The sequence below is a fragment of the Kribbella sp. NPDC104218 genome (assembly GCF_055584105.1).
The window spans coordinates 648,519-674,222 of record NZ_JBVJMQ010000003.1 but is presented as its reverse complement, the minus strand read 5'-3'; the positions used below and the strand labels follow the sequence as shown (position 1 = coordinate 674,222).

17 protein-coding genes are annotated in these 25,704 nt (G+C 69.6%); 11 read left to right on the top strand and 6 right to left on the bottom strand.

Annotation, left to right across the window (positions count from 1 at the left end; genetic code table 11):
* Positions 1-22: 22 nt before the first annotated feature.
* Positions 23-862 (bottom strand): acyl-CoA thioesterase, encoded by an 840-nt coding sequence (locus ACZ6ZD_RS27855; RefSeq protein ID WP_465676869.1) that lies wholly within the window; start codon positions 860-862, stop codon positions 23-25.
* A gap of 103 nt (positions 863-965) precedes the next feature.
* Here ACZ6ZD_RS27855 and ACZ6ZD_RS27850 point away from each other — a divergent pair, with 103 nt between their 5' ends.
* Positions 966-1,400, top strand: coding sequence for a DoxX family protein (locus ACZ6ZD_RS27850; RefSeq protein ID WP_465676868.1), 435 nt, complete (start codon positions 966-968; stop codon positions 1,398-1,400).
* A gap of 59 nt (positions 1,401-1,459) precedes the next feature.
* Here the strand turns inward: ACZ6ZD_RS27850 and ACZ6ZD_RS27845 are convergent, their stop codons facing one another.
* Positions 1,460-2,374: a proteasome assembly chaperone family protein gene (locus ACZ6ZD_RS27845; protein WP_465676867.1), complete on the bottom strand. Its 915-nt coding sequence runs from the start codon at positions 2,372-2,374 to the stop codon at positions 1,460-1,462.
* A 177-nt stretch (positions 2,375-2,551) separates the two neighbouring features.
* On the opposite strand from ACZ6ZD_RS27845, the gene ACZ6ZD_RS27840 reads away from it, so the two are divergent.
* From ACZ6ZD_RS27840 to ACZ6ZD_RS27820, 5 genes are all read left to right on the top strand, one after another.
* On the top strand, positions 2,552-3,568 hold the full coding sequence (locus ACZ6ZD_RS27840; protein ID WP_465676866.1) for a hydroxyacid dehydrogenase: 1,017 nt from the start codon (positions 2,552-2,554) through the stop codon (positions 3,566-3,568).
* A complete protein-coding gene (locus ACZ6ZD_RS27835; RefSeq protein ID WP_465676865.1) occupies positions 3,565-5,460 on the top strand; it encodes a DUF2264 domain-containing protein in 1,896 nt (631 codons plus the stop codon). Before ACZ6ZD_RS27840 ends, ACZ6ZD_RS27835 begins: the two co-directional genes overlap by 4 nt.
* A 51-nt stretch (positions 5,461-5,511) precedes the next feature.
* Positions 5,512-6,039 carry a ferritin gene (locus ACZ6ZD_RS27830; RefSeq protein ID WP_465676864.1) on the top strand — a complete coding sequence of 176 codons (528 nt, stop codon included), beginning with the start codon at positions 5,512-5,514 and terminating at the stop codon, positions 6,037-6,039.
* Between the two features lie 184 nt (positions 6,040-6,223).
* Positions 6,224-7,114, top strand: a complete 891-nt coding sequence (locus ACZ6ZD_RS27825) for an SDR family NAD(P)-dependent oxidoreductase (RefSeq protein ID WP_465676863.1) — start codon at positions 6,224-6,226, stop codon at positions 7,112-7,114.
* Positions 7,111-8,670: an AMP-binding protein gene (locus ACZ6ZD_RS27820; RefSeq protein ID WP_465676862.1), complete on the top strand. Its 1,560-nt coding sequence runs from the start codon at positions 7,111-7,113 to the stop codon at positions 8,668-8,670. Before ACZ6ZD_RS27825 ends, ACZ6ZD_RS27820 begins: the two co-directional genes overlap by 4 nt.
* On the opposite strand, the gene ACZ6ZD_RS27815 is transcribed toward ACZ6ZD_RS27820, so the two are convergent.
* Genes ACZ6ZD_RS27815 through ACZ6ZD_RS27805 form a run of 3 tightly spaced genes read right to left on the bottom strand, consistent with a single transcriptional unit; the run spans position 8,663 to position 11,428 of the window.
* Positions 8,663-9,460, bottom strand: a complete 798-nt coding sequence (locus ACZ6ZD_RS27815; protein WP_465676861.1) for a citryl-CoA lyase — start codon at positions 9,458-9,460, stop codon at positions 8,663-8,665. The genes ACZ6ZD_RS27820 and ACZ6ZD_RS27815 overlap by 8 nt on opposite strands.
* Positions 9,457-10,668, bottom strand: coding sequence for a CaiB/BaiF CoA transferase family protein (locus tag ACZ6ZD_RS27810; RefSeq protein ID WP_465676860.1), 1,212 nt, complete (start codon positions 10,666-10,668; stop codon positions 9,457-9,459). The genes ACZ6ZD_RS27815 and ACZ6ZD_RS27810 overlap by 4 nt, the downstream gene beginning before the upstream one ends.
* Complete coding sequence (locus ACZ6ZD_RS27805; RefSeq protein WP_465676859.1) at positions 10,658-11,428, bottom strand: IclR family transcriptional regulator; 771 nt, start codon at positions 11,426-11,428, stop codon at positions 10,658-10,660. The genes ACZ6ZD_RS27810 and ACZ6ZD_RS27805 overlap by 11 nt, the downstream gene beginning before the upstream one ends.
* A 130-nt stretch (positions 11,429-11,558) precedes the next feature.
* Between ACZ6ZD_RS27805 and ACZ6ZD_RS27800 the strand changes: the two genes are divergently transcribed.
* The 4 genes from ACZ6ZD_RS27800 to ACZ6ZD_RS27785 are packed head-to-tail and all read left to right on the top strand — an operon-like array spanning position 11,559 to position 15,121.
* Positions 11,559-12,572, top strand: coding sequence for a Bug family tripartite tricarboxylate transporter substrate binding protein (locus tag ACZ6ZD_RS27800; protein ID WP_465676858.1), 1,014 nt, complete (start codon positions 11,559-11,561; stop codon positions 12,570-12,572).
* Positions 12,569-13,138: a tripartite tricarboxylate transporter TctB family protein gene (locus ACZ6ZD_RS27795; RefSeq protein WP_465676857.1), complete on the top strand. Its 570-nt coding sequence runs from the start codon at positions 12,569-12,571 to the stop codon at positions 13,136-13,138. The genes ACZ6ZD_RS27800 and ACZ6ZD_RS27795 overlap by 4 nt, the downstream gene beginning before the upstream one ends.
* Positions 13,135-14,697 (top strand): tripartite tricarboxylate transporter permease, encoded by a 1,563-nt coding sequence (locus tag ACZ6ZD_RS27790; protein WP_465676856.1) that lies wholly within the window; start codon positions 13,135-13,137, stop codon positions 14,695-14,697. Before ACZ6ZD_RS27795 ends, ACZ6ZD_RS27790 begins: the two co-directional genes overlap by 4 nt.
* A 16-nt stretch (positions 14,698-14,713) precedes the next feature.
* A complete protein-coding gene (locus tag ACZ6ZD_RS27785; RefSeq protein WP_465676855.1) occupies positions 14,714-15,121 on the top strand; it encodes a universal stress protein in 408 nt (135 codons plus the stop codon).
* A 3-nt stretch (positions 15,122-15,124) separates the two neighbouring features.
* Here the strand turns inward: ACZ6ZD_RS27785 and ACZ6ZD_RS27780 are convergent, their stop codons facing one another.
* Complete coding sequence (locus ACZ6ZD_RS27780) at positions 15,125-19,078, bottom strand: RICIN domain-containing protein (protein ID WP_465676854.1); 3,954 nt, start codon at positions 19,076-19,078, stop codon at positions 15,125-15,127.
* A 216-nt stretch (positions 19,079-19,294) separates the two neighbouring features.
* Between ACZ6ZD_RS27780 and ACZ6ZD_RS27775 the strand changes: the two genes are divergently transcribed.
* Positions 19,295-25,525, top strand: a complete 6,231-nt coding sequence (locus tag ACZ6ZD_RS27775) for an RHS repeat domain-containing protein (RefSeq protein WP_465676853.1) — start codon at positions 19,295-19,297, stop codon at positions 25,523-25,525.
* Positions 25,526-25,704 lie beyond the last annotated feature (179 nt).

Sequence of the window (25,704 nt, the reverse complement as noted above, 5' to 3'; positions counted from 1 at the left end):
TACTGCGCGCTGCAACATGCGTTCACCGTAGCAGATCAGCGTCCACCGGACGGATCAGTCCTTCCTGGACCACCGACGCGGCCAGCCGGCCGTCCTCGGTGTAGAGCCGCCCGGTACTGAACCCGCGCGCGCCCGACGCGGACGGCGACGCCTGGTCGTACAGCAACCACTCGTCGGCGCGGAACTCACGGTGGAACCACAGCGCGTGATCCAGCGAGGCCGGCTGGATCCGCCGGTCGCCGATCACGATCCCGTGCGGCAGCAAGCTTGCCCCGAGCAACGTCAGATCGCTCGCGTAGGCGAGCACGCACGAGTGCACCAGCGGGTCGTCCGGAAGCTTGCCCGAGGCACGGATCCAGAACTGCCGCCCGGTCACCCCGGCCAGCCGGACGTCCAGCGCGGCCCACTCGCGGTTCCAGTCCGCCGCGGCGCGGCCCGAGCGCGCCTCCAGCACGCTGGCCAGCGTCGGCGCCTCGTCCGGCGGGACGACGTCCGCGGGGATCGGGTCCTGGTGGTCGAGGCCGGGCTCGGGTTTCTGGAACGACGCCGACATGTAGAAGATCGGCTTACCGTGCTGCGAGGCGACGACCCGGCGGCTGCTGAAACTGCCGCCGTCGCGCGTCCCCTCGGTGCGGTAGATGATCGGCACCGAGGTGTCGCCGCCGCGCAGGAAGTAGGCGTGCAGCGAGTGCACCAGGCGGCTGGCGTCGACCGTGCGGCCCGCGGCCGCGAGCGCCTGCCCGAGCACCTGCCCGCCGAAGACGCGCTGCAAAGCGGTCTGCGGCTGCCGGCCGCGGAACAGGTCGACATCGATCGTCTCCAGGTCGAGCAACTCGACCAGGTCCTCCAGCGACTCAGGCATGCCTCATCCTGCCACGCGGACGCTTTCGGTGAGCTTTCGGCCACTCTCGTTACACTGCTTGTTGAACACTCAACCACCAAACATTTGTTTGAGGAGATCTCCCGTGAAGCTGCCCCCGATCACCCGCGATCTCGCCTTGCTGGTCTCCCGGATCGGCCTCGGCGTCGTCTTCGTCGCCCACGGCTGGCAGAAGTTCAACACCAACGGCCTCGACGGCACCGCCCAGGGATTCGCCCAGATGGGCGTTCCGGCGCCCACGATCTCGGCGTACTACGCGACCGCGGCCGAGCTGATCGGCGGGATCGCGCTGATCCTCGGCGTCCTGACGCCGGTCGCGGGCGTGCTGCTCGCGCTCGACATGGCCGGCGCGTTCGCGTTCGTGCACATGTCGAACGGCGTCTTCGTTGCCAACGGCGGCTGGGAGCTGGTCGTCACGCTCGGCCTCGGCGCGCTCGTCCTGGCCGCCGTCGGCGCCGGCAAGTTCTCGCTGGACCGGGTGATCATCAAGACACCGGCCCGCGAGACCGTCAACGCCTGAGCACAGACAAAAGCGCCGGCCCACCCCCGCCCCGGGGTGGGCCGACGCCGTTCAGGGGGTTACCGGTCGTCTTCGCGGTTCAGCTCGGCGAGGAACTGCTCGACTTCGGCGCCCAGCTCCTCCGCGGACGGCGTGGAGTCGGCGAGCAGACTCTTCCGGCTGACCGATCCGGCGGCCGCGTCGTACTGCGTCTCCAGCGCGTTCACCACGGCGGACGCGTCGTCCGAGGCCTCGACCTGCTCGTCGACCATCCGGCCGGTGACGGCCGCCTCGTCGAGGAGAGCCTTACTAGGGAGCAGCAGACCGGTCGCGGCCGAGATGGCGTGCACCAAGGCGAGCGCCGCGCCCGGGAAGCGGTTCTCCGCGAGGTAGTGCGGGACGTGGACGGCGAAGCCCATCGCGTCCTTGCCGGCCTCGCCGAGGCGGACCTGCAGCATGGTCCCGGCGCTCGCCGGGAGGCGCATCTCGCCGTCCCAGATGTTCGAGCGGGTAACCAGCTCAGGGCGCGTCGCGTGCGCGGTCAGGCCGAGCGGGCGGGTGTGCGGGACGCCCATCGGGATGCCGTGGACGCCGATCGTCAGCGTCACGTTGTAGCGCTCGATCAGCTGGCGGACGGCGCCGGCGAACCGGTTCCAGTGGTTGTCCGGCTCGACGCCCTCCAGCAGCAGGAACTCGACGCCCGCGTCATCGGTGAGGATGTGCAAGTTCAGCTGCGGCGGGGTGTAGTCGGTGAAGTGGTCCTCCGAGAACGTCACCTCGGGCCGCCGGGCGCGGTAGTCGTGCAGCAGGTCGACGTCGAAGCGCGCGAGCAGCCGGCTCTCCAGCGTCTCCAGCAGGTGGTCGGCCGTCACGCGGCCCGCCTGGCCGGCGTCCATGAAGCCGTCCAGCGAGTGCACGAGCACCTTCGGCGCCGCCGCCGGGCCGGTCGCCACCGACTCGTCGACGATCTCGTAGAGGTCGTCCGGTCGCAGCATCGTTCGTCTCCTTCGTCGTCGCCTACCGGGCGGGAAAGGCAACTCCCATCCTGCCCTGTCCAGGCACAACGTCCGTCGATCGGGTCACATTCCGGTCCGCGGGAAAAAGTTTCGGAAAACGTCCACGACGCGTCGGCTGGGGAGACAGTCTTGGAAAGCGCTTGCTAGATTGCTGTCGTGCAGCCTGATTCCGCTCCCGCCCTGACCGTGATGCTGGCCCTCAACGACGCCAGCCGCGCCCGGGTCCTCGTGCCCGCCGTCCGCGCTCGCCTGGACGCCGTCGCCACCGTCCTGCCCATCTCGCCGCGGGGCGGATTCCTGGACGATCCGGCGGTGGCGGCCGCGCTGCCGGACGTCGACGTCCTGCTGACCGGCTGGGGCTGCCCGAAGATCACCCCCGAGGTACTGGACGCCGCGCCGAAGCTGCAGGCGATCCTGCACGCGGCCGGCTCGGTGAAGTCGATCGTCGACCCGAGCGCCTTCGACCGCGGGATCCAGGTCTCGTCGGCCGCCTTCGCGAACGCGCTGCCGGTGGCCGAGTTCACGGTCGCCGCGATCGTGCTGTCCGGTAAGCGGGCCTTCCGGCTCGCCGCGCAGTACCGGATCGAGCGCAGCAAGGCCGACCCGCACGGGATGCCCGGCAGCTACGGGACGACGGTCGGCCTGCTCGGCGCCTCCCGGATCGCGCGGCTGGTCGCCGAGCGGCTGCGTACCTACGACCTCGAGGTCTTGATCAGCGACCCGTACCTGAACGCCGAGGAGGCGGCCGGGCTCGGCGCGGAGCTGGTCTCGAACGACGAGCTGTTCCGGCGCAGCGACATCCTCAGCGTGCACGCGCCGCTGCTCCCGGAGACCGTCGGGCTCGTCGACGCTCGCCTGCTCGCCCTGCTCAAGGACGGCTCGGTCGTGATCAACACCGCCCGCGGCAAGATCATCGACGCCGCCGCGCTCGAGCGCGAATGCGGCTCCGGCCGCTTGGACGCCGTCCTCGACGTCACCGATCCCGAGCCGCTGCCGGCGGATTCGCCGCTGCTCGACCTGCCGAACGTCTTCATCACCCCGCACGTCGCCGGCGCCGTCGGCAACGAGATCGCACGCCTCGGCGAGCTCGCTGTCAGCGAACTGGAACACCTGGCCGCCGGCCGCCCCCTTCAGCACGCCATCAGCCCCACCGAGATCGCGAGGCTCGCATGACCCGTCTCATCCTGCCCGACACCGACCGTGTGCTGTCCCGGCAGACCGGGTGGACGCGCGCGCACTGGGAGGGGCTGGCCGACCACCTGCTCGACTCCCTGGTGCCGTACTTCTCCCCCGGCTCGGCGCTGATCGCGCCGCCCGGGCGGCCGAGCCGATCCGGGACGGCGTCCGACCAGCTGGAGGGGTTCGCGCGGTCGTTCATGCTCGCGGCGTTCCGGATCGCGGGTGTGCAGGGCAAGGGCTGCGAGGCCCTGATCGAGCGGTACGCACGCGGCGTCGCGAACGGCGCCAACCCGGAGCATCCCGAGTCGTGGCTGCGGCTGACCCCGCGCTCGCAGCAGATGGTCGAGGCCGCGGCGATCGCGGTCGCGCTACACGAGACCCGCGAGTGGATCTGGGAGCGGCTCGACGACCGCGCCCAGCAGCACGTCGCGGAGTGGCTCGGCGGGTTCATCGGCTCGACGACACACGACAACAACTGGCGGCTGTTCCAGGTCGTCAGCGAGCAGTTCCTCGCCTCGGTCGGCGCGCCGTACTCGCAGGAGGACATCGACGGCGGGCTGGACCGGATCGAGGACTGGTACGTCGGCGACGGCTGGTACAGCGATGGTGACGGGCAGGCCTTCGACAACTACATCGGGTGGGCGATGCACCTGTATCCGGGGCTCTGGGCCCGGATGGCGGCGGCCACGCCGGGAGCGGCGTACGAGGATCGGCTGAAGGTGTACCGGGAGCGGTTGAGCCTCTTCCTGGAGGACGCCGTCCACCTGGTCGGGAACGACGGCGCACCGATCTACCAGGGCCGGTCCCTGACGTACCGGATGGCCGCGGCCGCGCCGTACTGGATGGGCGCATTGCTCGACGCCACTCCCCTGTCGCCTGGGCAGACGCGCCGGCTGTGCTCGGGGATCGCGCGGCACTTCACCCAGCACGGCGTCCCGGACGAGCGCGGGCTGCTGACGCTCGGTTGGTACGACACGTTCTTGCCGACGACGCAGGCGTACTCCGGGCCCGGATCGCCGTACTGGGCGTCGAAGGGGTTCGTCGGACTGATCCTGCCGCCGGAGCACCCGGTCTGGTCGGACGCCGAGGAGACCATCCCGCTGGACGACGCCGACCAGGTCCGGGCGATGCCCGCGCCGGGGTGGATCGTGCACGCGAGCCGGCACGCGCAGGTTGTGCAGCTGGTCAACCACGGGTCGGACAAGCAGCCGCTGGCCGAGCCCGCGGGGATCGAGCCGGAGGGCGATGCGCACTACAACCGGCTCGCCTACGCGAACCACGCCGGTCCGGAGCTGAGCGACTCGGCGCCGCGGATCGACAACCTGATCTCGCTGGTCGCGCCGGACGGGCGGTCGAGCACCCGCGGCCGGATCCGGCGGATCGGCGTCAGCGGGCGGACGGCGTCGTCGTGGCACCAGGCCTGGCTGGGATCCGACGGTCCGTGGCGGATCGAGACGGCGTCCGTGGTGCACGGGGGCTGGGAGATCCGGTGCGCGCTGGTCGACGGGCCGGAGGGCGCGCTGGTGCGGAGCGGCGGGTTCGCCGTCGCCGGTTCGGAGTTGCCTGAGGCAACCACTTCGGCGGTCGCGGCCTCCGCGCGCAACGACGACGGCCTGCTGTCGGCGATCGTCGGCCTGCACGGGTACGACGAGGCCGGGATCCATCGCGGGCTCGGAGCGAACGCGTTCGGTGTGCACTCGGCGACGCCGTACCTGACCGCTCCGCATCGCGGCGCGCCGCTGGTGCTGGTGAGCGCCGTCGTCCTGACCCGGGACGCCCTGCGGCCGGAAGCGCTTGCCGAGGGCATCGATATCGCGGTGGACGGCGCGACGGTGCGGATCGCACTGCCCGGCGGCGGCTCGGAGGTCGTCACCCTGGGTGGTTAGGAGAGCCTCGCCAACGGTGAGAATTCGGCGGATCTTCTCTACATTGGGCTCATGAGCACGTACGAGAAGCTTTTGCAGGAACAGATCCGCAACGAGTTCACGGCCTCCCAGCAGTACGTCGCGGTGGCCGTCTGGTTCGACGACCAGGATCTGCCGCAGCTGGCGGCGCACTTCTACAAGCAGGCCCTGGAAGAGCGCAACCACGCGATGATGATGGTCCAGTACCTGCTGGACAAGGACATCCGGGCGCACATCCCGGGCGTCGGCGACGTGCAGGGCGACTTCACGACCGCACTGGAGCCGCTGGAGCTCGCGCTGGCCCAGGAGATCACCGTCACCAAGCAGATCGAGACCCTGGCCCGGACGGCCCGCGACGAGAGCGACTACGTCGGCGAGCAGTTCATGCAGTGGTTCCTCAAGGAGCAGGTCGAGGAGGTCTCCGCGATGAACACGCTCGTCAACGTCGCGAAGCGCGCCGGTGACAATCTGTTCCACCTCGAGGACTTCCTGGCCCGTGAGGTCGTCGGCGACGGCGGCAGCGACCCGACGGCGCCGTCGGCCGCCGGCGGCACGGTCTGATCGACGCGAGGCGCTCCGACCGGCTCGTCCAGGCCGGTCGGCCCTCGGCGCCCGCCGCGCGGGCGTGCGACACCTGCGGATCGCCGGGGTCACGTGGCCGTTGACCCCGGCCTCTGCGCGACCGTGACACAAACTCTGTCACGATGCCTGTCGGCGCGGGCTACTTGCGGGTAATGTCGGTCACATGGTGACCGCGAAGCGTCCTGTTGGGTGGCCGTTGCTCGTCGCGCTGACGAACGGGCGGGCGCGGGTCCCGGACGAACGGCTGGCCGCGGCGGTGCGTGGGCGGGTCGTGCTGGTGACCGGCTCGTCGTACGGGATCGGCGAGGCGACCGCGCGCCGGCTGGCGCGGGCCGGGGCCACGGTCCTGCTGGTCGCGCGGACGGCGGACCAGCTGGAGGCCGTCGCCGCGGAGATCCGGGCCGATGAGGGTCAGGCATTCGCCTATCCGGCGAACCTGGCCGATCCGGCCGCGATCGAGACGCTCGTCCGGTCGATTCTCGCCGAGCACGGGCGGGTCGACGTCCTGGTGAACAACGCGGGTAAGTCGATCCGGCGGTCCGTTGCCGACTCGTACCAGCGGTTCCACGACATCGAGCGGACGAACGCGGTCAACTACCTCGGCCCGGCCAAGCTCGTCCTCGAACTGCTGCCGTCGATGCGCGAGCGGCGTGCCGGGCACATCGTGAACGTGTCGACGGCCGGCGTCCGGACGCCGCCGATGGCGCGCTGGTCGGCGTACCTCGCCTCGAAGAGCGCGTTCGACGTCTGGCTGCGGTGCGTGGCGCAGGAGGTCCGCGGCGACGGGGTGACCACCTCGACGGTTTACATGGGGCTCGTCCACACGCGGATGAGTGCTCCGACGCTGTTGCTGAACAAGATGCCGGGGCTGAGTCCGGAGCAGGCCGCGGATCAGGTCTGTACGGCGGTCGCGGCGCGACCGAACAACATCACTCCCCCGATGGTTCGGCCGGCCGATGTGCTGGGGAATCTGTTCCGGGTGCCGACGGATCGGCTGTTCGAGCTGTACTTCCGGCGCGGTGAACGGCCGCGGAAGCCGGGGAGCGGCGCGTGAGGTTGCGGAGCACCGCCGCCGAGCTGGGCGGGGTGTCGGTCGCGGTGGTGAAGTCGGGCATCTGGCGGCCGGCGCATCCCGGGCATCTGCTCGGGATCGAGCGGGCGCTGCGGCATTGGGGGCAGTCGATGGCCGCGCTCGGCGCGATCGCCGCGGTGCGATACCCGGAGCGGACGGCGGTGATCGACGACGACGGGAGTACGACGTACGCCGAGCTGGATCGCCGGTGTGAGCGGATCGCGGCGGAGCTGCATGCGTCGTACGGGATCGTTGCCGGGAGCAAGGTTGCGGTGCTGTGCCGGAACCATCGAGGGTTCCTGGAGGCTACGCTGGCCGCGTCTCGGGTCGGCGCGGATGTGCTGTTCGTGAACACGGAGTTCGCGGCGCCGCAGCTGGCCGCGGTGCTGGAGCGGCATCGGCCGGATCTGCTCGTCCATGATGCGGAGTTCGCGGCGCCTGCTGATTTGCCCGCTGTGCTGTCGGATCTGTCCGAGCTCGCGGTGTCCACGGCCGCTCCGGCGCCCACGCCGCCGAGCCCTGGGCACATCACCATTCTGACGTCGGGGACGACCGGTACGCCGAAGGCGGCGCCGCGGGTGCCGACGGCGTTGGGGCTGGCTGGGCTGACGGCGAGCGCGCTCCGGCGCTTCGGGCTGCGCTCCGGGGAGCCGATGCTGATCGGGCCGCCGTTGTTCCACGGGCTGGGCCTGCTGACGTCGATGATGGCGTTGTTCTTCGGGTCGCCGCTGGTGCTGACGCGGCGGTTCGACGCGGCGGAGGTGCTGCGGCGCGTCGACGAGTATCGGATCGGGTCGATCGTCGCCGTACCGGTGATGTTGCGCCGGCTCCTGGAGCTGGGGCCGGCGGAGATCGCGCGGTACGACGTCCGCTCGTTGCGGGCGGTGATCTCGGGGGCGTCGGCGTTGGGGGCGCCGTTGGCGGAGGAGTTCATCGCGCAGTTCGGGCCGGTGTTGTGTGACGCCTACGGGTCGAGTGAGGTGGGGATCGCGACGATCGCCAATGCCGCCGATCTACTCGCGGCGCCGGGGACGGTCGGGCGGCCCTGTCTGGGGAGCTCGGTGCGGATCCTGGACGCCGCCGGTCAGCCGGTCGGCGTCGGTGAGACCGGGCGGATCTTCGTGAGCAGCGGGCTGGTGTTCGGCGGGTACTCCGACGGGTCGAACAAGTCGGTCATCGGGCGGCGGATGAGCACGGGCGATCTGGGGCATCTGGATCGGGCGGGGCGGTTGTTCGTCGACGGGCGCGAGGACGACATGATCGTGTCGGGCGGGGAGAACGTGTACCCGATCGAGGTCGAGGACTGTCTGACCCGGCATCCGGCGGTGGCCGAGGCGGCGGTGGTCGGCGTACCGGATGACGAGTTCGGGCAGCGGCTGGCGGCGTACGTCGTCCTGCGGTCGCCGGTGCCGGCGGATGAGCTGATCGCGCACGTCCGGGGTCAGTTGGCGCGGTACAAGACGCCTCGGGAGGTTGTCATCGTCGACGAGCTGCCGCGGAACGCGACCGGGAAGGTCTTGCGGAACAAGCTCAGCTGAGCTTGCGCGGCGGGACGCCGGTGTAGGTCGGCAGCACGCCCTTCGGGAGCGGGCCCTTGATACGGGTCGGCTCCTGGGACTGCTCGTAGGCGTGGGCGAGGATGCCGACCGAACGGGACAAGACAAACAGGCCGCGCGCGAGCGGGACCGGAAACCCAAGCTCCGCGTAGATGGTCGCCGTCGCGCCGTCGATATTCATCGGGATCGGTGCGAGAGCGCTCTCCAACGCCAGCGCCAGCTCGACGTACCGGCCACCGATGATGCCCTCGGCAACAGCCTGCTGAGCGGCGCCGATCAGCGGATCCCGCCGCGGGTCGCGCGGATGAAACCGGTGCCCGAACCCAGGCACGAACTGCCCACGCGCCTTGTACTCCGCGACCAACTCACGAGCCGCCGCCTCGGGCTCCCCGCCCGCCGCCTCCAGTCCGTACAACAACTCCAAACACTGCTGCCCCGCCCCGCCATGCACGTCCCCGAGCAGATTCACCCCCGTAGCCATCGCATTGTTGAGCTCCAACCCACAGGACGCCGCCATCCGCGCCGCCGCGATCGAAGGCGCCTGCGGCCCATGGTCCACCGCCGCCACCAGCGTCAGCTCCACCAGCCGGCCCTCAGCAGCCGTCGGCAACTCCCCCCTCGTCATCAGCCAAACCATCTCCGCAAACCCCACCTCCCCAATCAGCTCCTCGATCGCATACCCCCGAAACCTGATCACCCCAGGCGAAATGTCGGAAATCCCCGTCGCCCACCAGTCAGCCCCATTCCCCACCCCAGACTTCGCGCTTGTCATGTTGCGCCTTTCTGGGCGAGGGCTTCTATTTCGGCGGGGGTGTAGCCGAGGGTGGTGAGGATTTGGGTGGTGTGCTCGCCTAGGCGGGGTGGGCGGGTGGTGGGGGCGACGGGGTGGCCGTCGACGTGGACGCTGCTGCCGAGAACGCGCAGGGAGCGCTCTCTGCCGTCGGGCATGGGGACCTCGTGGAAGAGCTCACGCACGCTCAGCTGCTCGAGAGAGAGCGCTTCCTCGACGGTGAGTACGGGGGCGACCGGTACGCCGGTGCCGGCCAGGAGCTCGTCCCAGTGGGCGGCTGACTCGCGTTCGAGGGTTTGCTCGAGTTCGGCTTTGAGCTCGGCGCGGTGGGTCTTGCGGGACTCGCGGGTGGCGAAGCGCTCGTCGGTGATCAGGTCCGGGCGGTCGAGGACGCGACACAGCTCGACGTACTGCTCTTGTTTGTTCGCGGCGATGTTCAGGTCCCCGGCGGCGGTGCGAAACGTGCCGGAGGGCGCGGACGTCGCGTTCTCGTTGCCCATCGCGCGCGGGACGCGGCCGGCGACCAGGTAGTCGGAGACGACCCAGCCCATCGCGGCGACAGCGGTCTCCAGCATGGAGACGTCGAGGTAGCTGCCGATCCCGGTGCGGGAGCGCTTCACGAGCGCGGCCGAGATGGCGAACGCGGCGGCGTACCCGCCGAGGGTGTCGGCGATCGGGAAGCCGGTCCGCGTTGGAGCGCTCTCCGGCGTTCCCGTGACGCTCATGATCCCGGACAGGCCCTGAATGATCTGGTCGTACGCCGGCCGCCCGCGCATCGGCCCGGTCTGACCGAAACCCGAGACCGCGCAGTACACGAGACCGGCGTTCAGCTCCCGCAACCGCTCCACCGGGAACCCGAGTCGCGCCAGCACCCCGGGCCGGAAGTTCTCCAGCAGCACATCGGCGTCCCGCACCAGCCGCTCGAACACCTCGCGGCCGGCCGGGTTCTTCAGATCCAGGGTCAGAGAGCGCTTCCCCCCGTTCTGTGCCAGGAACGAGATCCCCAACCCGTCCGCCGACAGCTCCGGGTCGCCGCCGAGATTCCGGGCCAGATCCCCCACCCCCGGCACCTCGACCTTCACCACGTCCGCGCCCATCAGCGCGAGCTGATACCCCGCGAACGGCCCTGCCAGCACGTTCGTCAGGTCGAGGACTCGAACGCCGTCCAGAAGATCCGCGTCAGGTGGCACTGAAGCCGCTCCAGTTGGTGGTGATGATGGTGGCGGCGCAGCGGCGGACGGCGGTGATGTAGGCGGGAAGGCGGTCGTCCGAGAAGCGGGTGGTGGGGCCGCCGATGGCGATGGCGGCTACCACGCGGCCGTCGGCGCGACGGATGGGAGCGGCGACGCCGGACGCGCCCAGTTCACGCTCGCCGTGGCTGACGGCGAAGCCGCGGGACTCGGCGTCCGCAGCGGCCGCGCGGAGGCGTTTGGCGAAGCCGGGCGGGCGTGGCGCTTCGAGGGCGACTTCTTCGATGACGGAGGGATCGACGCCGAGTACGGGCGGGTCGGTGAGGAGGACCTTCGAGGCGGCGCCGCTCCACAGCGGCATGGAGGAGCCGACGGCCACGGTGTGCCGGATGCTGAGGGTGCCTTGAGCCTGGGCCAGGCAGACGCGGGTTCGGCCGACGCGGATGTACAGGTTGGCGGTCTCGCCGGTGTCGGCGGCCAGCCGGCCCATCGCCGCGCGGACCGCGGGCGGGATCTCCATCGTCGCGCTGCTCAGCCGCGACCAGCGCAGGAAGCCCGGGCCGATCGCGTACTTACCCGGCCCGATCGCCGCCACCAGGCCGCGTTGCTCCAATGTCGTGACAAGGCGGAGTACGGTCGTCTTCGGCAGTCCGCTGGCGGTCGTCAGCGCGGCCAGCGTCCAGCTCGGGTGTTCGTCGTCGAACCGCTCGAGCAGGTCCAGCGCCCGGTGCACGCTGCGGACCCCGTCACTGTCACCCATCCGGCCACTCCCCTCGCTCCAGTTCTTCGACCATAACGCGGCGTACCGTAGAACGGAATCTCTGTACCTCCTGGTGGAATGCTGCTACGGTCACGCACAATCGGACCCCCTCGCCCACGGAGGTATTCCCATGGCGCGATCCCGTACGGCGCTGGTCGCCGCGGGCCTGGCCGTCAGCCTGCTCGCCAGTGGCTGCTCGGCGCTGGAGAAGACGCTCGACGGCGGCAGCGTCGCCGGCGACTTCCCCAGCCGCAACGTCGAGATCATGGTGCCCGCGGCCCCCGGCGGCGGCTGGGACCTGACCGCGCGGCAGTTCCAGCACGTGATCCAGGAGGACAAGCTCCTCCCGGGCCGTTCCGTCTCGGTCGTGAACGTGACCGGCGCGGGCGGCGCGGTCGGCATCTCGAAGCTGGTCACGAAGAATCGCAAGGACCCGCACACGCTGATGATCACCGGGCTGGTGATGGTCGGCGCGCTGACGCTGAACCAGTCGCAGATCACCGTCTCCGACGCCACGCCGATCGCGACGCTGACCGCGGAGCAGGAGGTGATCGTCGTCAAGGCCGACTCCCCGCTGAAGTCGCTGAAGGATCTCGTCGCGATGTACGAGGCGGATCCGGCGAGCGTCAGCTGGGGCGGCGGCACGATCGGCGGTACCGACCACATCACCGCGGGCACGCTGGTGAAGGCGGCCGGGCTCGAGCCGGCGAAGGTGAAGTACATCAGTTACTCCGGCGGCGGTGAGGCGACCGCGGCGATCCTGTCCGGTGACGTCACGGTCGGGATCTCCGGGATGAGCGAGTTCGAGGAGCAGATCACCGCGGGCAAGATGCGGGTCCTGGCCACCACCGGCGCCGAGCCGCTCACCGTCGGCGGCAAGCAGTTGCCGACGATGAAGTCCGAGGGCTACGACGCCGAAGTCCAGAACTGGCGCGCGATCGTCGCGCCCCCGGACCTCCCGGACGCCGACCGCGCCCGCCTGATCGACTTCGTCACCAGCGTCAACGCCTCCCCCGAATGGGCCGAGATCCGCAAGAAACAAGGCTGGACCGAGTTCTTCAAGACCGGCGACGAGGCCAAACAGTTCATCGCCACCGAAACCACCCGAGTCCAGGCCCTCCTCAAAGAGCTGGGGATCGTATGAACACCCAACAGGACAACACCCCGGAACGCGAGACGCCGGAGACCGGCGCGGTCGACCAGGTCGCGCCTGCGCCCGACGAGGCCGAGGTGCGGGCTTCGGATGTTGAGGTCGAGGCTTCGCGGGTGGTGCGGATTGTCGCGGCGCTGGTGTTGATTGTGTTGAGTGCGACGTTCTTGGTGGGGGTTTTCGGGATTCGGAGTCCTAAGGGGTTCGATCCGGCGGGGCCGCGGTTCTTTCCGTTGCTGGTGACAACGGCTTGGCTGGTGTTCTCGGTGGCGTACTTGGTGGAGGGGTTGCGGTCGCCGAAGGGGGCCAAGGGGGCCGGCGGGCGGAGCTGGTTCGAGCCGGTGGCGGTTTCGGGGCTGCTGGTCCTTTATGCGCTGCTCGTGGTGCCGCTGGGGTACATGATCGCGACCGCGTTGCTGTTCTTCGCGGCCGCGCGAGTGCTGGGTAGCCGGCAGGTGGCGCGGGACGTCGTCACCTCGCTCGTGCTGGCGGTCGTGGTGTACGTCGCGTTCACCCGGTTCCTGGACATCTCGCTGCCGGAGGGGGTGCTGGGCCTGTGACGAGTCTGAGTGTCGCCGGTGACCTGCTGAACGGCTTCGGCACCGTGCTCGACCCGATGAACCTGCTGTGGGCCGTCCTCGGCGTCACGCTCGGCATGCTCGTCGGCATCCTGCCCGGGATCGGGCCCGCGCTGACGATCGCGCTGCTACTGCCGATCACGTTCAACTTCTCCGACCCGATCGGCGCGTTCATCATGTTCGCCGGGATCTACTACGGCGCCATGTACGGCGGGTCGACCACCTCGATCCTGATCAACACCCCCGGTGAGTCCGCCTCGGTGGCGACCGCGATCGAGGGTCACAAGATGGCCCTCAAGGGCCGCGCCCGGGCCGCACTCGCGACCGCGGCGATCGGATCCTTCATCGCCGGGACGATCTCGACCGTCCTGCTCACCTTCGTCGCGAAGCCGATCGGCAGCCTGGCCAGCCACTTCCAGGCCACCGACTACTTCGCGGTCACCCTGCTCGCGATGGTCGCCGTCACGGCGCTCGTCGGGCACTCGATGGTCCGCGGCCTGCTGTCGCTGACCGTCGGCCTCTTCATCGGCCTGATCGGGCTCGACAGCCTCTCCGGCGCGCCGCGATACACCTTCGGCTCACTGCGGCTGCTCGACGGGATCGACGTCGTCATCGTGATCGTCGGTCTGTTCGCGATCGGCGAGACGCTGCACGTCGCGTCCCGGCTGCGGTCGACGCCCGACCGGCCCGCCGTCCTCGAGAAGGGCCGGCTGCGCACCGGCTACCTGAACAAGTCGGACTGGAAGCGCTCGTGGGCGCCGTGGTTGCGCGGGACCGCGCTCGGCTTCCCGTTCGGCGCGATCCCGTCCGGCGGCGCCGAGGTGCCGACCTTCCTGTCGTACTCGATCGAGCGGCGGCGAGCGCGGAAGAAGGGCCGCGACGAGTTCGGGAACGGCGCGATCGAGGGCGTCGCCGGTCCGGAGGCGGCCAACAACGCGTCGTTCTCCGGCGTCCTGGTCCCGCTGCTGACGCTCGGCCTGCCGACGTCCGCGACGGCCGCGGTGATGCTGGCCGCGTTCCAGATCTTCAACGTGCAGCCCGGGCCGCAGTTGTTCGAGAACAACAGCACCCTGGTCTGGACGCTGATCGCGTCCCTGTACGTCGGCAACCTGATCCTGCTGATCATGAACCTGCCGCTGATCCAGATCTGGGTCCAGGTGCTGAAGGTGCCCCGCCCGCTGCTGTACGCCGGCATCCTGGTCTTCGCCTGTCTCGGCGTCTACTCGCTGTCGGGGTCCGGCTACGAGGTGCTGATGGCGCTGCTGATCGGCGTCGTCGGATTCTTCATGCGCAAACTCGACTTCCCGATCGCACCCGTCATCCTCGGCGTGATCCTCGGCCCGACGATGGAGGAGCAGTTCCGCCGGGCGCTGGTGATCTCGAACGGCGACGCGAGCGTCTTCTTCACCCGGCCGCTCAGCCTGGTCATCATCATCTTGACGGTGCTCGCCCTGTTCGTCCCGTACCTGCCGCGGATCGTGGCCCGGATCCGGGGCACGCGGCCCGCGCACCAGCGCCTGACGTTCGGCGAGGACGACTGATGGGAGAGTATGCAGCGTGAAGATCCTGGTTGGTTACGTCCCCACGCCGGAAGGTGAGGCGGCGCTCGACGCCGCCGCCCAGGAGGCCGCCCTGCACAGCGCCTCCGTCCTGCTGCTCAACACCAGTCGCGGCGACGCCTACATCGACGCCCGCTACGCCAACGACACCGAGCTCGCCGCCGCCGAGGCGAAACTGCGCGAGCGCGGCGTCGAGGTGACGATTCAGCAGGCCGTCTCCGCCGGCGACGTCGCCGGCGAACTGCTGAAGGCGGCCGCGGCCGAGGACGTCGGTCTGATCGTCCTCGGCCTCCGCCGCCGCTCCCCCGTCGGCAAACTCATCCTCGGCAGCACCGCCCAGCGCGTGCTGCTCGAGTCACCGGTCCCGGTCCTCGCGGTCAAGGCCCCGGCGCCGCACGACGACTGACCGCTACATCTTCGTCAGCTGCCAGCGCTGGCAGGGCCCGTTCCAGTAGTGCCAGACGATGACCTCCGCGACCTTTTCCTTCACGCACATCGGCACGTCGACCATGAAACCGGTATCGGCCTGCTGCAGGGTCCAGCTGTTACCTGCAGCGGGTTCGATCCGCCAGCGCTGGCAGTCGGAGGCGTCCGTACCGAAGGCGACCAGCCTGGCGGCCGGCATCCGGGAGCAGTTCTCGACCTGCAGCGCGGTCCCGGTCGACGGGTCGACGATCTGGTAGACGTCGTCGCCGAGCGGTTTGGCCTGCCACCGCTGGCACGGGCTGTCCGGGACCCAGTCCCACGTCCGGATGCCTTGGGCCGGATCGCAGTTCTTGATGTCGAGGACGTAGTCCTTGGTGGGATCGCGGAGCGCCCGGATCTTGTAGCGGCCGTCCAGCTGGGTCGTGTTCAGCGCCGCTCGCAGGAACCACTGCTGCTCCGCTACCGGGGCGCAGGTCCGCTGGACGATGTCGGCACCATTCGCCGTCGAGGCGTCCTGAACCGCCGCGCACTTACCGCTGTGCGCGAAGCGGAGCCGGAACACCGTGTCGTAGCTGCTCCCCTCCACATAGTCGAGCAGGACTTGCTGATTCCCCTGGCCGAGGCACTTCCACTGCACGAGCGGCGCGTTGTCGGCCACGCTCTGGTTTCCGACGTCGGCACAGCGTGCGGTGCCGTCGATGCCGGCGCCGTCGACATGCACCATGTGCAGCTCGTACTGGTCGGTTCCGGCGACCGGCACGACCCGGAAACGCTGATGCAGGGCGTTCAAGCAATCCCACTGCTGGATCGTTGCGGGGTCGGTCAGACTCCCGTTCTCCACGTCCATGCACTTACCGCTGTTGCGTGCGACCAGTTCGTAGGTCCGCGACTCCAGGTCGAACTTCGGACCGGTGTCCGAGGCGCCGACCGCCGGCTCGGTCCAATCGCTGACCGGAGCCTCGAACGTGGTCCCGGTCGAGCGCAGGTGCGCGACCTGCCGACCGCCGCCGTCCATCGACGTGACCAGGGCCGCGTCGGCCTTTCCGTCCTTGTCGAGGTCGCCGACCTGGAGCGAGGTACGCAGCGGGTCGCGATCGTTCCCGGTCCACCAGTCCGACAGCGTGAACGCCGTACCGGTCGATCGGAAGGTCTTCAGGACGGTTCCGGTTCCGTTGTCGTACACCGAGACGATGTCGCCCTTGCCGTCGGCGTCCACATCGCCCGCGACCGGGTGTCCCTTGTCGAAGCAGTACGCGCCGTTGTACGCCGTCGTCGCGGCCCCGAACGCTGTACCGGACGACTTGTAGACGTCCACGACCGCGCGGCAGTCACCGGTCTTGCGAATGACGGCCAGGTCGTCCTTCCCGTCACCGTCCACGTCGGTCAGCACCGGCTGGGTCAGCGCCCAGTCGCCGCCGGCCGTCGTCGTCCGCAGCCACTGCACGGGCGCGGACAGATTGCCGCCCGGGTACACCACGACCCGCCACACGCCGTTCCCGGCGTTGAGCTGGACGACGATGTCGCTCACCTTGTCCCCGGTCACGTCACCGGACGTGACATGCGCGGTCGCGATCGTCCAGTCCGCCTGCGGCGCCTTCCAGGTCGGCGTCGACGGCGGCTCGTACCGGTTGCCGTCCGACACCATCACGTAGAGCGCCACCCGGCGTCCGGGCTCGTCGCGGAAGAAGGCCAGGTCCGTCCGGCCGTCCCCGGTGAAGTCACCCTGGACCGGCCGGCTACGCGACAACGCGAACCCGCCGTTGATCCCGGTGTCCCACGCCATCGTCCCGGTACCGAGTGTGCCGTTGCGGCTGAGGACGTTCCAGACTCCGGTCCGGCCGAACCCCTGGTCGACGACGAGAACCACGTCGGCCGCGCCGTCGCCGTTCACGTCGGAGCGCACCCGTGGCGCCGGGGTGTTGGCCGCCGCGATCAACGTCCAGGCTCGCGCCGACAGCGGCCCCACGTTGCCGGCCTTGTCCACGGCGCGCACCCAGAGCCTGCGGCTCGACGAGGGCACACTGATCGGCAGTACGGCGGTCCCGTCCGGACGCGCCTTCACCGTGAGCACGATCTTGGCCTGCTCGAATCCGTACTGGTACTCGACGACGTCGGTGTCACCCGGGGCCGGACTGAACGTGATCGTCCCCACCTCGCGGGCCGGCTTGCCCGGCCGCCCGTCGGGGAAATCGGCCGAAGCCCGGAGCGCCTCCCCCGGCGCCTGGCTGTCGATCGTGAAGTAGCACTTCGCCGTCGGCGGCCCGGACTCGATGTCGTCGCCCGCGACCCGGTCGTCGCTGCGGGCGAGGTAGTAGTACGGCGTGTCGTCGCTCAGCACGTCCTCCGGAACCGGGGACCAGGTGAAGGCAGCGCCGTTGCCGGTGATCCCGGTGTCCTGCTGGTAGACCGTGACGTCGTCGGAGACGCGGTGGATCTCCAGCTTGTTCACCAGGCTGTCGCCGTCCGGATCGGAAGCGACCCCGGAGAAGGCCGGCTGCCGGGTGCTGATCGGGGTCGGCGCAGTCTTGGTCCCGCAGGGCTTGGGGATGTCGAAGTTGACCTTCAGCGGCATCCGCGGAGCGTTGTTGTAGTCGATGATGATGGACGCGGTCGCACCGTGGAACTTCTTCCACTGGTACTCGTCGGTCTCGCTCGGCGCTCGCAGCCCGAGCGACACCGAGGTCTCCCGCGCCGTGGCGATCTTCTGGATCTCCGACTTCAGGTCGGGTGACTCCCAGCCCATGGCCATGTCCGGTGCGCCGGACTTGGCGTGCCCACTCGCGGTGGCCAGGTACTTCAGCCAGCCCGTGTTGTTCCAAGTGACCTCTTGGGCCCGGCTGACCGGCGTGGTCCGGTAGAGGTCGACCGGCCGGGCCGTGCCGTCCGGCGAATGGTCGAGGACGACGGAGAACCGCGCCCGGACGATGCGGGCACCGGCGATCCCCGTCGTGTCGAGGTTGAACAGCGATCGGTAGGTATCGGTGTCCGCTCCCCAGGCCTGGCCGACCTTGGCACCCTGGGCCCGGTCGTACGCCCAGTAGCTCTGCGTCGGTGCCCTCAGGTTGACGTGCGTCCACAGATCGCCCGCGTCGTCCGACCAGGGCGGGTCGATGATCACCGGGTAGCGCGTCGACGGCGAGCTCAGCATTGCTTGGTCCGGCCGGATGGTCAGTACGCCGTCAGCCAGGCTGGTGGCGAGAGGTTTCGTCACCGGCTCGGTGGCCGAGTCCCACATCAGCGGCTGTCCGGAGGAGAAGATCGCCCGTCCGCGGCGATCCTTGGCGAGCGTCGTCCCGTCCGCGGTGTGGGTGAAGGTCAGCCCGGTGCCGCGCAGCTGGAACCGCAGCTCGCGAAGCGCGGGGTTGCGGCCCGCGGCCGGGGTCTTCACCACGAGCGCCTTGGCGAAGCCCGTCGGTTCGGCACGCAGCCGCAGATCCACGCCCGGCAGGACATCGACGTACGTCGCGGTGTCGTCGCGTAGCACCGGCTTCGGCAATGTGCCGGGCCAGCCGAGACTCACCCGCTGATTCGGGCCGCCAAGGCTGACCAGCCCCGCACCCGGTCCACCGCCGGACAGGACGAGGCCTCGATCGCTGACCGCCGGACGAACCTTGCCGTCGGCACCGAAACGGAGCGTCGGGTCCAGTGCCTTCCAGCCGGCCGCGGCACCGGTCCGCACCGGCGTGACCCGCTGAACCATCGTGTGGGATCCGTCAGGATTCACGTAGACCTCGCGCGAGGTCGACCTCAGCTCCGGCAGCTCGACCCGTTGACCGGTCTTCCGGGCCCGCGCGGCCGCATCGTCGACGGTGCTGCTGGGACGATCGACGGCCGGAGCAGGAGGGCCGGCTGCCGTTGTCGTCGGTACGTGGACCAGGAACAGCGGCAGGGTGACGATCGCGGCTGTCAGCACGCGAAGTGTCGGTGAGGTGAACACGCTGTTCTCCTGTCGGGAGGAGCCACGAGACGGCGGCCACAATCGCACAGTCCGCAGCGACGCGGAACTTCTCGGCCGGACCATTCCACCGTGCTGCAGATGGTTGCCCGATTTCCACCGGACCATTCGCTGCCGGTCGAACAGGTTGCCCCGGAGACCGCATTCCTCTGCACTGATGCTCCGCCCTGCCCTGCCCCGCTCAACCAGGGAGTCCTCATGCGTGTGCGCCGATACTGGCGGACGTCGTCGACGGCCATCGCCGTCGCGATCAGTCTGGTCGTGACCATTCCCGGGGTTGCTTCGGGTGAACCTGCCACCGGCAAGCCCAAACCCACGGCACGCGGCGCCGAACCGCGCAAGGAGAAGTCGGTCCCGACCGAGACCCTGCTGCCCAAGGCAGGCATCCCCGACCGGGACGCCGAACGTACAGTGACCTCGATCCCCGAGCAGCGCTGGCCGGCGGCCGGTCGCGCGGAGGTCGACGTACCGAAGCCGCAGGCGCCGTCCGCCGGTCGCGTCGCGACCGCGGTCGTGCCAATGACGCAGGCCGGCGCACTCCCCTTCGCCGTCGGACCGGCCGGTCCCGTGAACAAGGCAGCGGCCGGTGTGACCGCGGCCGAGCGCGCAACCGTCGCGGCGGCACCGGGCAAGGTCGCCATCGAGCTGCTCGAGCGGAACGGCGCTGAGCTGCGCTTCACGGTGCGCCGTACCGACGGCGTCGCCAAGGCCGGTCAGGTCGGCCTCCGGCTCGACTACAGCGCCTTCCGCCAGGCGTACGGCGGCGACTGGTCGACACGGCTGCAGGTGCTGAGGATTCCGGACTGCGCGGGATGTCAGCCGGTCCGCGTTCCCAGCCGGAACGACGGGACCGGCACGATCGCGGCCGACGTCCCCGCGGCGGCCGCGCCGGCCACGTTCGCCCTGGCCGCGGCGCCGTCCGGGCCGTCCGGAGACGGCACCGCCACCGCGCTCAACCCGACCGCGACCTGGCAGGTCGGCGGCTCCTCGGGCGACTTCAACTGGTCGTACCCGATGCAGGTCCCGCCGAGCCTCGGCGGCCCCAAGCCGACGGTTGCCCTGGGCTACAACTCCGGCGCCGTCGACGGGCGGACCACCGCCAGCAACAGCCAGGGTTCGTGGGTCGGCGCCGGGTTCGAACTGGCGCCGGGCGGCTCGATCGAACGCCGCTACGCCTCCTGCGGTTCGAAGACCGAGAAGAAGGGCAACAACGGCACCGCCGCGACCGGTGACTACTGCTGGGCGACCGACAACGCGACCTTCTCGCTGAACGGCGCCGGCGGTGAGCTGATCCTGGACGACACGACCAAGACCTGGCACTCCCGCACCGACGACGGCCTGAAGATCGAGCGGCTGGGCAACGCCGACAACGGCGACGAGGGCCCGGACTCCGGGGCCGGTCAGAAGGGTGAGTACTGGCGGATCACCGACCAGGGCGGCGTGCAGTACTACTTCGGGCTCAACAAGTTGCCAGGGGCAAGCACCGCCACCAACTCGGCCTGGACCGTACCGGTGGCCGGCAACAACGGCGGCGAGCCGTGCAACAAGACGGCCTTCGTGGACTCGTTCTGCCAGCAGGCCTACAAGTGGCAGCTCGACTACGTCGTCGATCCGCACGGCAACACGATGAGCTACTACTACGACGTCGAGACCAACAGGTACGGCCGGGCCGGGAAGGCGACGCTGTCCACCCCCTACACCCGGGCCGGCAACATCAACCGGATCGAGTACGGCCAGCAGAAGAACAAGCTGACCGACAACGCCGCCAAGGTCGCCCAGGTCCGCTTCGAGACCGCCGAGCGGTGCCTCAAGACCACCGGATGTGTCGCCGCCGACTACGTCGACACCCCGCTCGACCAGGAGTGCACGAGCACCGTGAACTGCGGGACCGTCCTGTCGCCGACGTTCTGGACCAAGAAGCGGTTGGCCCGGGTGGTCTCCGAGGTGTGGCGCGGTTCGGCGTACGCGCCGGTCGACTCGTGGTCGCTGCGGCAGAGCTTCCTGGACCCGAAGGACGGCGGCCGCTCGAGCATGCTGTGGCTGGACGGTCTCGGCAACACCGGTCACGTCGGCGGAACCAAGACCTTGCCCGAGGTCACCTTCGCCGCGCAGATGCTGCCGAACCGGCTGATCGGGCCCGACTCGGTCGGCCAGCCGGCGCTGCTCTGGCCCCGGGTGCAGACCGTCACCTACGGCACCGGCGGGCAGGTGGCCGTGCACTACAAGGCGCCGGACTGCGTGAACCCCAGCGATCTGCCGGCGGTCGACGACAATCGCAAGCGCTGCTACCCGATCAAGTGGACGCCGAAGGACCAGGCCGAACGGCAGGACTGGTTCGCGAAGTACGTCGTCGACGAGGTCAAGGAGTCCGACCAGGTCGGCGGGACCCGCGACCAGCTCACCCGGATCGAGTACCCGGAGGCGCCGGCCTGGCGGCACGACGAGGAGGACGGCCTGGTCGAGGTCGACCGCAAGACCTGGTCGCAGTGGCGCGGGTACGAGAAGGTCAAGGTGATCACCGGCGACGGCGTCGACGGGCCCGCGACGGTCAAGCTCAACACCTACTACCGCGGGATGGACGGCGACGTCCGGCTCGACAACTCGGTCAAGGACGTCTCGATCACCGACTCGACCGGCGCCAAGTCGAAGGACCTGAACGCGCTGACCGGACGGTCCCGGGAACAGGCGACGTACTCCGGCGCCACGATCGTCGACCGCTCGATCGCCGACCAGTGGGTGTCCAAGGTCGCGACGGCCACCCGGCAGCGTCCGTGGGGCACCACGAAGGCCTATCGGGTGGCCGAGCAGGCGGTTCGTCAGGACCAGGCCACCGGGTCCGGCTGGAAGAGCAGCTCGGCGTCGAACACCATCGACGAGGCCACCGGCCGGCTCACGCAGAAGAGCGATCTGCGCGACGTCAACGACGCCGACGACGACGTCTGCACCCGCTACGAGTACTTCGACAGCCCGGCGGCCGGGCTGAGCGGCCTGCCGGCGCGGCAGCAGACCGTCGATGTCGCGTGTACCAAGCCGTGGACGAAGGACGACGTCATCTCGGACACCGTGACCACCTACGACCCCGCCACCGGCGACAAGCTGGCGCACGCCCGGCTGTCCGGATTCGATGCCGCCGGCAAGGAGATCTACCAGACCACGAACACCATCGACTACGACGTCTTCGGGCGGATCCGGCACACCAAGAAGGGCGCCGCGACGACGACCATCGATTACACCCCGGCCACCGGCGGTCCGGTCACCGCGACCAGGACCATCCAGCCGAACGGCCAGACCGCGACCAGCACGGTCGACCCGGCCTGGGGCGAGGAGCTGTCCGTCACCGATATCGCCAACCGCACCACGACGACCAAGCGCGACGCGCTCGGCCGGGTCCTGGAGACCCGCCGGGCCGGCAACACGGGCGCGATCCCCGATGTCGTCAACGTGTACCGCGACGACACCGGTAAGCCGGGCCTCGTCACCAGCACCGCACTGCGCGCCGACGGCAGCACCGAGATCGTGCGCGAGTTCAGCGATGGTCTCGGCCGCCGCCGGCAGACCCAGAGCGAGTCCGCCGACGGGGTCGGCCGGATCGTCACCGACTACCTGACCGACAGCCGCGGACAGGTCGTCAAGCAGAACGGCCCGTACTACAACAACGCGCCGCTCGGCTTCGAGATCGTCAAGCCGACCGACGAGTCGAAACTCCCGGCCCAGAAGCTGACGACTTTCGACGCCCTCGGCCGGCCGCAGGTGGAGTCGTTCAAGACCAACGGCGTCCAGCAGTGGGCCCGCACGCACACCAACGGGACCGGGGTCGAGACCATCGAACCCCCGACCGGTGAGCAGGCGACCACCAGGATCACCGACCTGCAGGGCCGGCTGGTCGAGTTGCGCGCCTACGAGGGCAACAAGGCCACCGGCGCGTACGACAAGACGACCTATGCCTACACCACCCGCGGCCAGATCGCCTCGGTCACCGACCCGGCGGGTAACGTCTGGTCGTACAAGTACGACCTGCGCGGCCGCAAGATCGAGGACAACGACCCCGATCGCGGCCCGACGACCTACACCTACAACGAGCTCGACCAGATGGTCACGGCGAAGGACGCGCGCAACATCACGCTCACCTTCAGCTACGACATCCTCGGCCGGAAGACCGCGGTCAAGCGGGGCGGCACGGTCATCAGCGAGACGGTCTACGACACGATCAAGCCGGGCCAGATCACCAGCGCGACCCGCTATGTCGACGGCAACCCCTACACCACGCGCTACACCGGGTACGACGCCGCCGGACGACCGACCGGGACCGAGCTCGTCCTGCCGGCCTCCGAAGGCAACCTCAAGGGCGTCTACCCGATCGGCACCACCTACACCTCCGACGGCCAGGTGAAGAGCACCACGATGCCCGCCGTCGGCGGACTGCCGCAGGAGACGGTCACCACCGGCTACGACTCCCGCAGCCGGCCGATCACCTTGACCGGCGCCGCGCCGTACGTGACCGAGACCGACTACACGGCGTACGGCGAGACCAGCCGGATCAAGGTCGAGAACGGCGACAACTGGACCGAGCAGCTCTTCGAGTACGAAGAGGGCTCGCACCGGCTGTCCCGCTCGAGTCTGCTGACGCCGAACGGGTACGCCTCCGATGTCAGCTACAAGTACGACGCGGCCGGGAACGTCCTGCAGGCCACCGATACCCCGACCACCGACAACTCGACCGACACCCAGTGCTTCGGCTACGACCACTACCGGCGGCTGACGCAGGCCTGGACGCCGCTCAGCGGTGACTGCGCGGCGGCCCGGAGCAAGGACGCGCTGGGCGGGCCCGCGCCGTACTGGTACAGCTGGACATTCGATGCCATCGGCAACCGGAAGTCCGAGCGGCGGATCACGCCGACGACGCAGACCGATGCCAGCTACAAGTACCCGGCGGCCGGACAGCCCGGCCCGCACGCCGTCGAGAAGGTGACCACGACCGGCACCGGCGGCACCCGGGTCGACGAGTACAAGTACGACGCGAGCGGGAACCTGACCACGCGGACCAAGGGCGGCGTCAAGGACACGCTGACGTGGAGCGACGACGGCAAGCTCACCGAGCTCGCCGGGAACGGGAAGTCCAGCAAGTACATCTACGACGCGGAGGGCAACCAGATCCTGCGCAGGGATGCCGGCGGGACGACCTTGCTGCTCGGTGCGACGGAGCTGCTGCTCAAGCCGGACGGCAGCCTGGTCGGGACGCGGTACTACTCGCTCGGCGATCACGCGGTGGCCGTGCGAGTCGGCGACAAGATCAAGTGGGTCAGCAGTGACCACCACGGCACGCTGACCGTGTCGGTCGACTCGGTCAGCCTGGCGATCCAGCGGCGCCGGATCACGCCGTACGGCGAGGTGCGTGGCGCCGCGCCGACGGAGTGGGCCGGTCAGCGTGGCTTCGTCGGCGGCGTCCAGGACGACTCGACCGGGCTGGTGAACCTCGGGGCGCGGCAGTACGACCCGGGCACCGGGCGGTTCATCTCGGCCGACCCGCTACTGGACTTCGAGGATCCGCAGCAGATGAACGCCTACGCCTACGCCAACAACAGCCCCGTCACTTTCAGCGACCCCGACGGCGAGCGCTACGTGACCGAGACCGTCACCACGCTGCGTGAGGTGGTCAAGGTCGTCGTCAAGCGGATCACCGAGGAGCGGGAGCGGCTCGTCACGAAGAGCCGGATGGTGATCCTGGCGGTGGCGATCTACAACGTCTTCCGGGCGCTGGGCTGGAACTCGCTGGCCAACGCGCTGATCAGCTGGGTCAGTTACCAGGTCCGGGAGATCTACAAGATCCAGCGCACGATCCGGGAGCTGGTCAAGGTCCAGGAACGGGTCACCCGCAAACTCCAGCGCTGGGTCGACGACGCGGAGTCCAAGAACCTCGACCAGATGCTGAAGAACTCCAACGACATCCTGGCTTCGGCGACCAGGACCGCGCAGCAGGCCGCACAGGCCGTGACCTGGGCACTGACGCTCCGCGGCGCCAACCGCCAAGGTGGCGGCGGAGGCGGTGGCGGGGTGGGCCGGTTCCACATGTCCGGCGGTCCCAGCCCGTGCTGGGAGATCGGCTGTAAATATCCGGACCCGAACATCGACAAGCTCGACAACAAGGAGCCTGACCAGCCCCTCTGGTACAAGGTGATCAGGGGAACTGTCGGGGGTGGCGTGGGTGGCGCCGTCGGCCTCGGGTGCGCCGCGCCGTTCGCGCCCAGCGGCCCGGGGGCGGCGGGCGCAATGGGAGCTTGCAGCACGGGGGTCTTCGTCGCGATCGGAGGATTGTTCGACAACCTCTGGAACGGAGGGCACAAGACCCCCAGGGAGAAGGCGTACGACGAGCAGCGGAAGCAGAACAAGGAGACCTTCCGCCAGTTCTGCCACACGTACAACGGCTGCTGAGCGACCGTTCGAGTACCCACCGCCCGGTTCGCCAGGCGGTGGGTGCTCGGTACGACGCGGCCGGGCGGAACCAGCTCGCCGGCCGCGGAACGGGTAAACCGCGTGAGTGGGCGGGCGGGAGCGCCTAAAGTGGGTGTTGCCATGCCTGATGCCCGGACCGAGTCTTCCAGTCCTTCCCC

Coding starts and splice junctions, on each gene's coding strand:
- ACZ6ZD_RS27835 (WP_465676865.1), top strand. CDS start 3,565: ATGACCCGTCTCATCCTGCCCGACACCGACCGTGTGCTGTCCCGGCAG.
- ACZ6ZD_RS27775 (WP_465676853.1), top strand. CDS start 19,295: ATGCGTGTGCGCCGATACTGGCGGACGTCGTCGACGGCCATCGCCGTC.
- ACZ6ZD_RS27815 (WP_465676861.1), bottom strand. CDS start 9,460: ATGACAAGCGCGAAGTCTGGGGTGGGGAATGGGGCTGACTGGTGGGCG.
- ACZ6ZD_RS27800 (WP_465676858.1), top strand. CDS start 11,559: ATGGCGCGATCCCGTACGGCGCTGGTCGCCGCGGGCCTGGCCGTCAGC.
- ACZ6ZD_RS27805 (WP_465676859.1), bottom strand. CDS start 11,428: ATGGGTGACAGTGACGGGGTCCGCAGCGTGCACCGGGCGCTGGACCTG.
- ACZ6ZD_RS27825 (WP_465676863.1), top strand. CDS start 6,224: ATGGTGACCGCGAAGCGTCCTGTTGGGTGGCCGTTGCTCGTCGCGCTG.
- ACZ6ZD_RS27830 (WP_465676864.1), top strand. CDS start 5,512: ATGAGCACGTACGAGAAGCTTTTGCAGGAACAGATCCGCAACGAGTTC.
- ACZ6ZD_RS27855 (WP_465676869.1), bottom strand. CDS start 862: ATGCCTGAGTCGCTGGAGGACCTGGTCGAGTTGCTCGACCTGGAGACG.
- ACZ6ZD_RS27845 (WP_465676867.1), bottom strand. CDS start 2,374: ATGCTGCGACCGGACGACCTCTACGAGATCGTCGACGAGTCGGTGGCG.
- ACZ6ZD_RS27795 (WP_465676857.1), top strand. CDS start 12,569: ATGAACACCCAACAGGACAACACCCCGGAACGCGAGACGCCGGAGACC.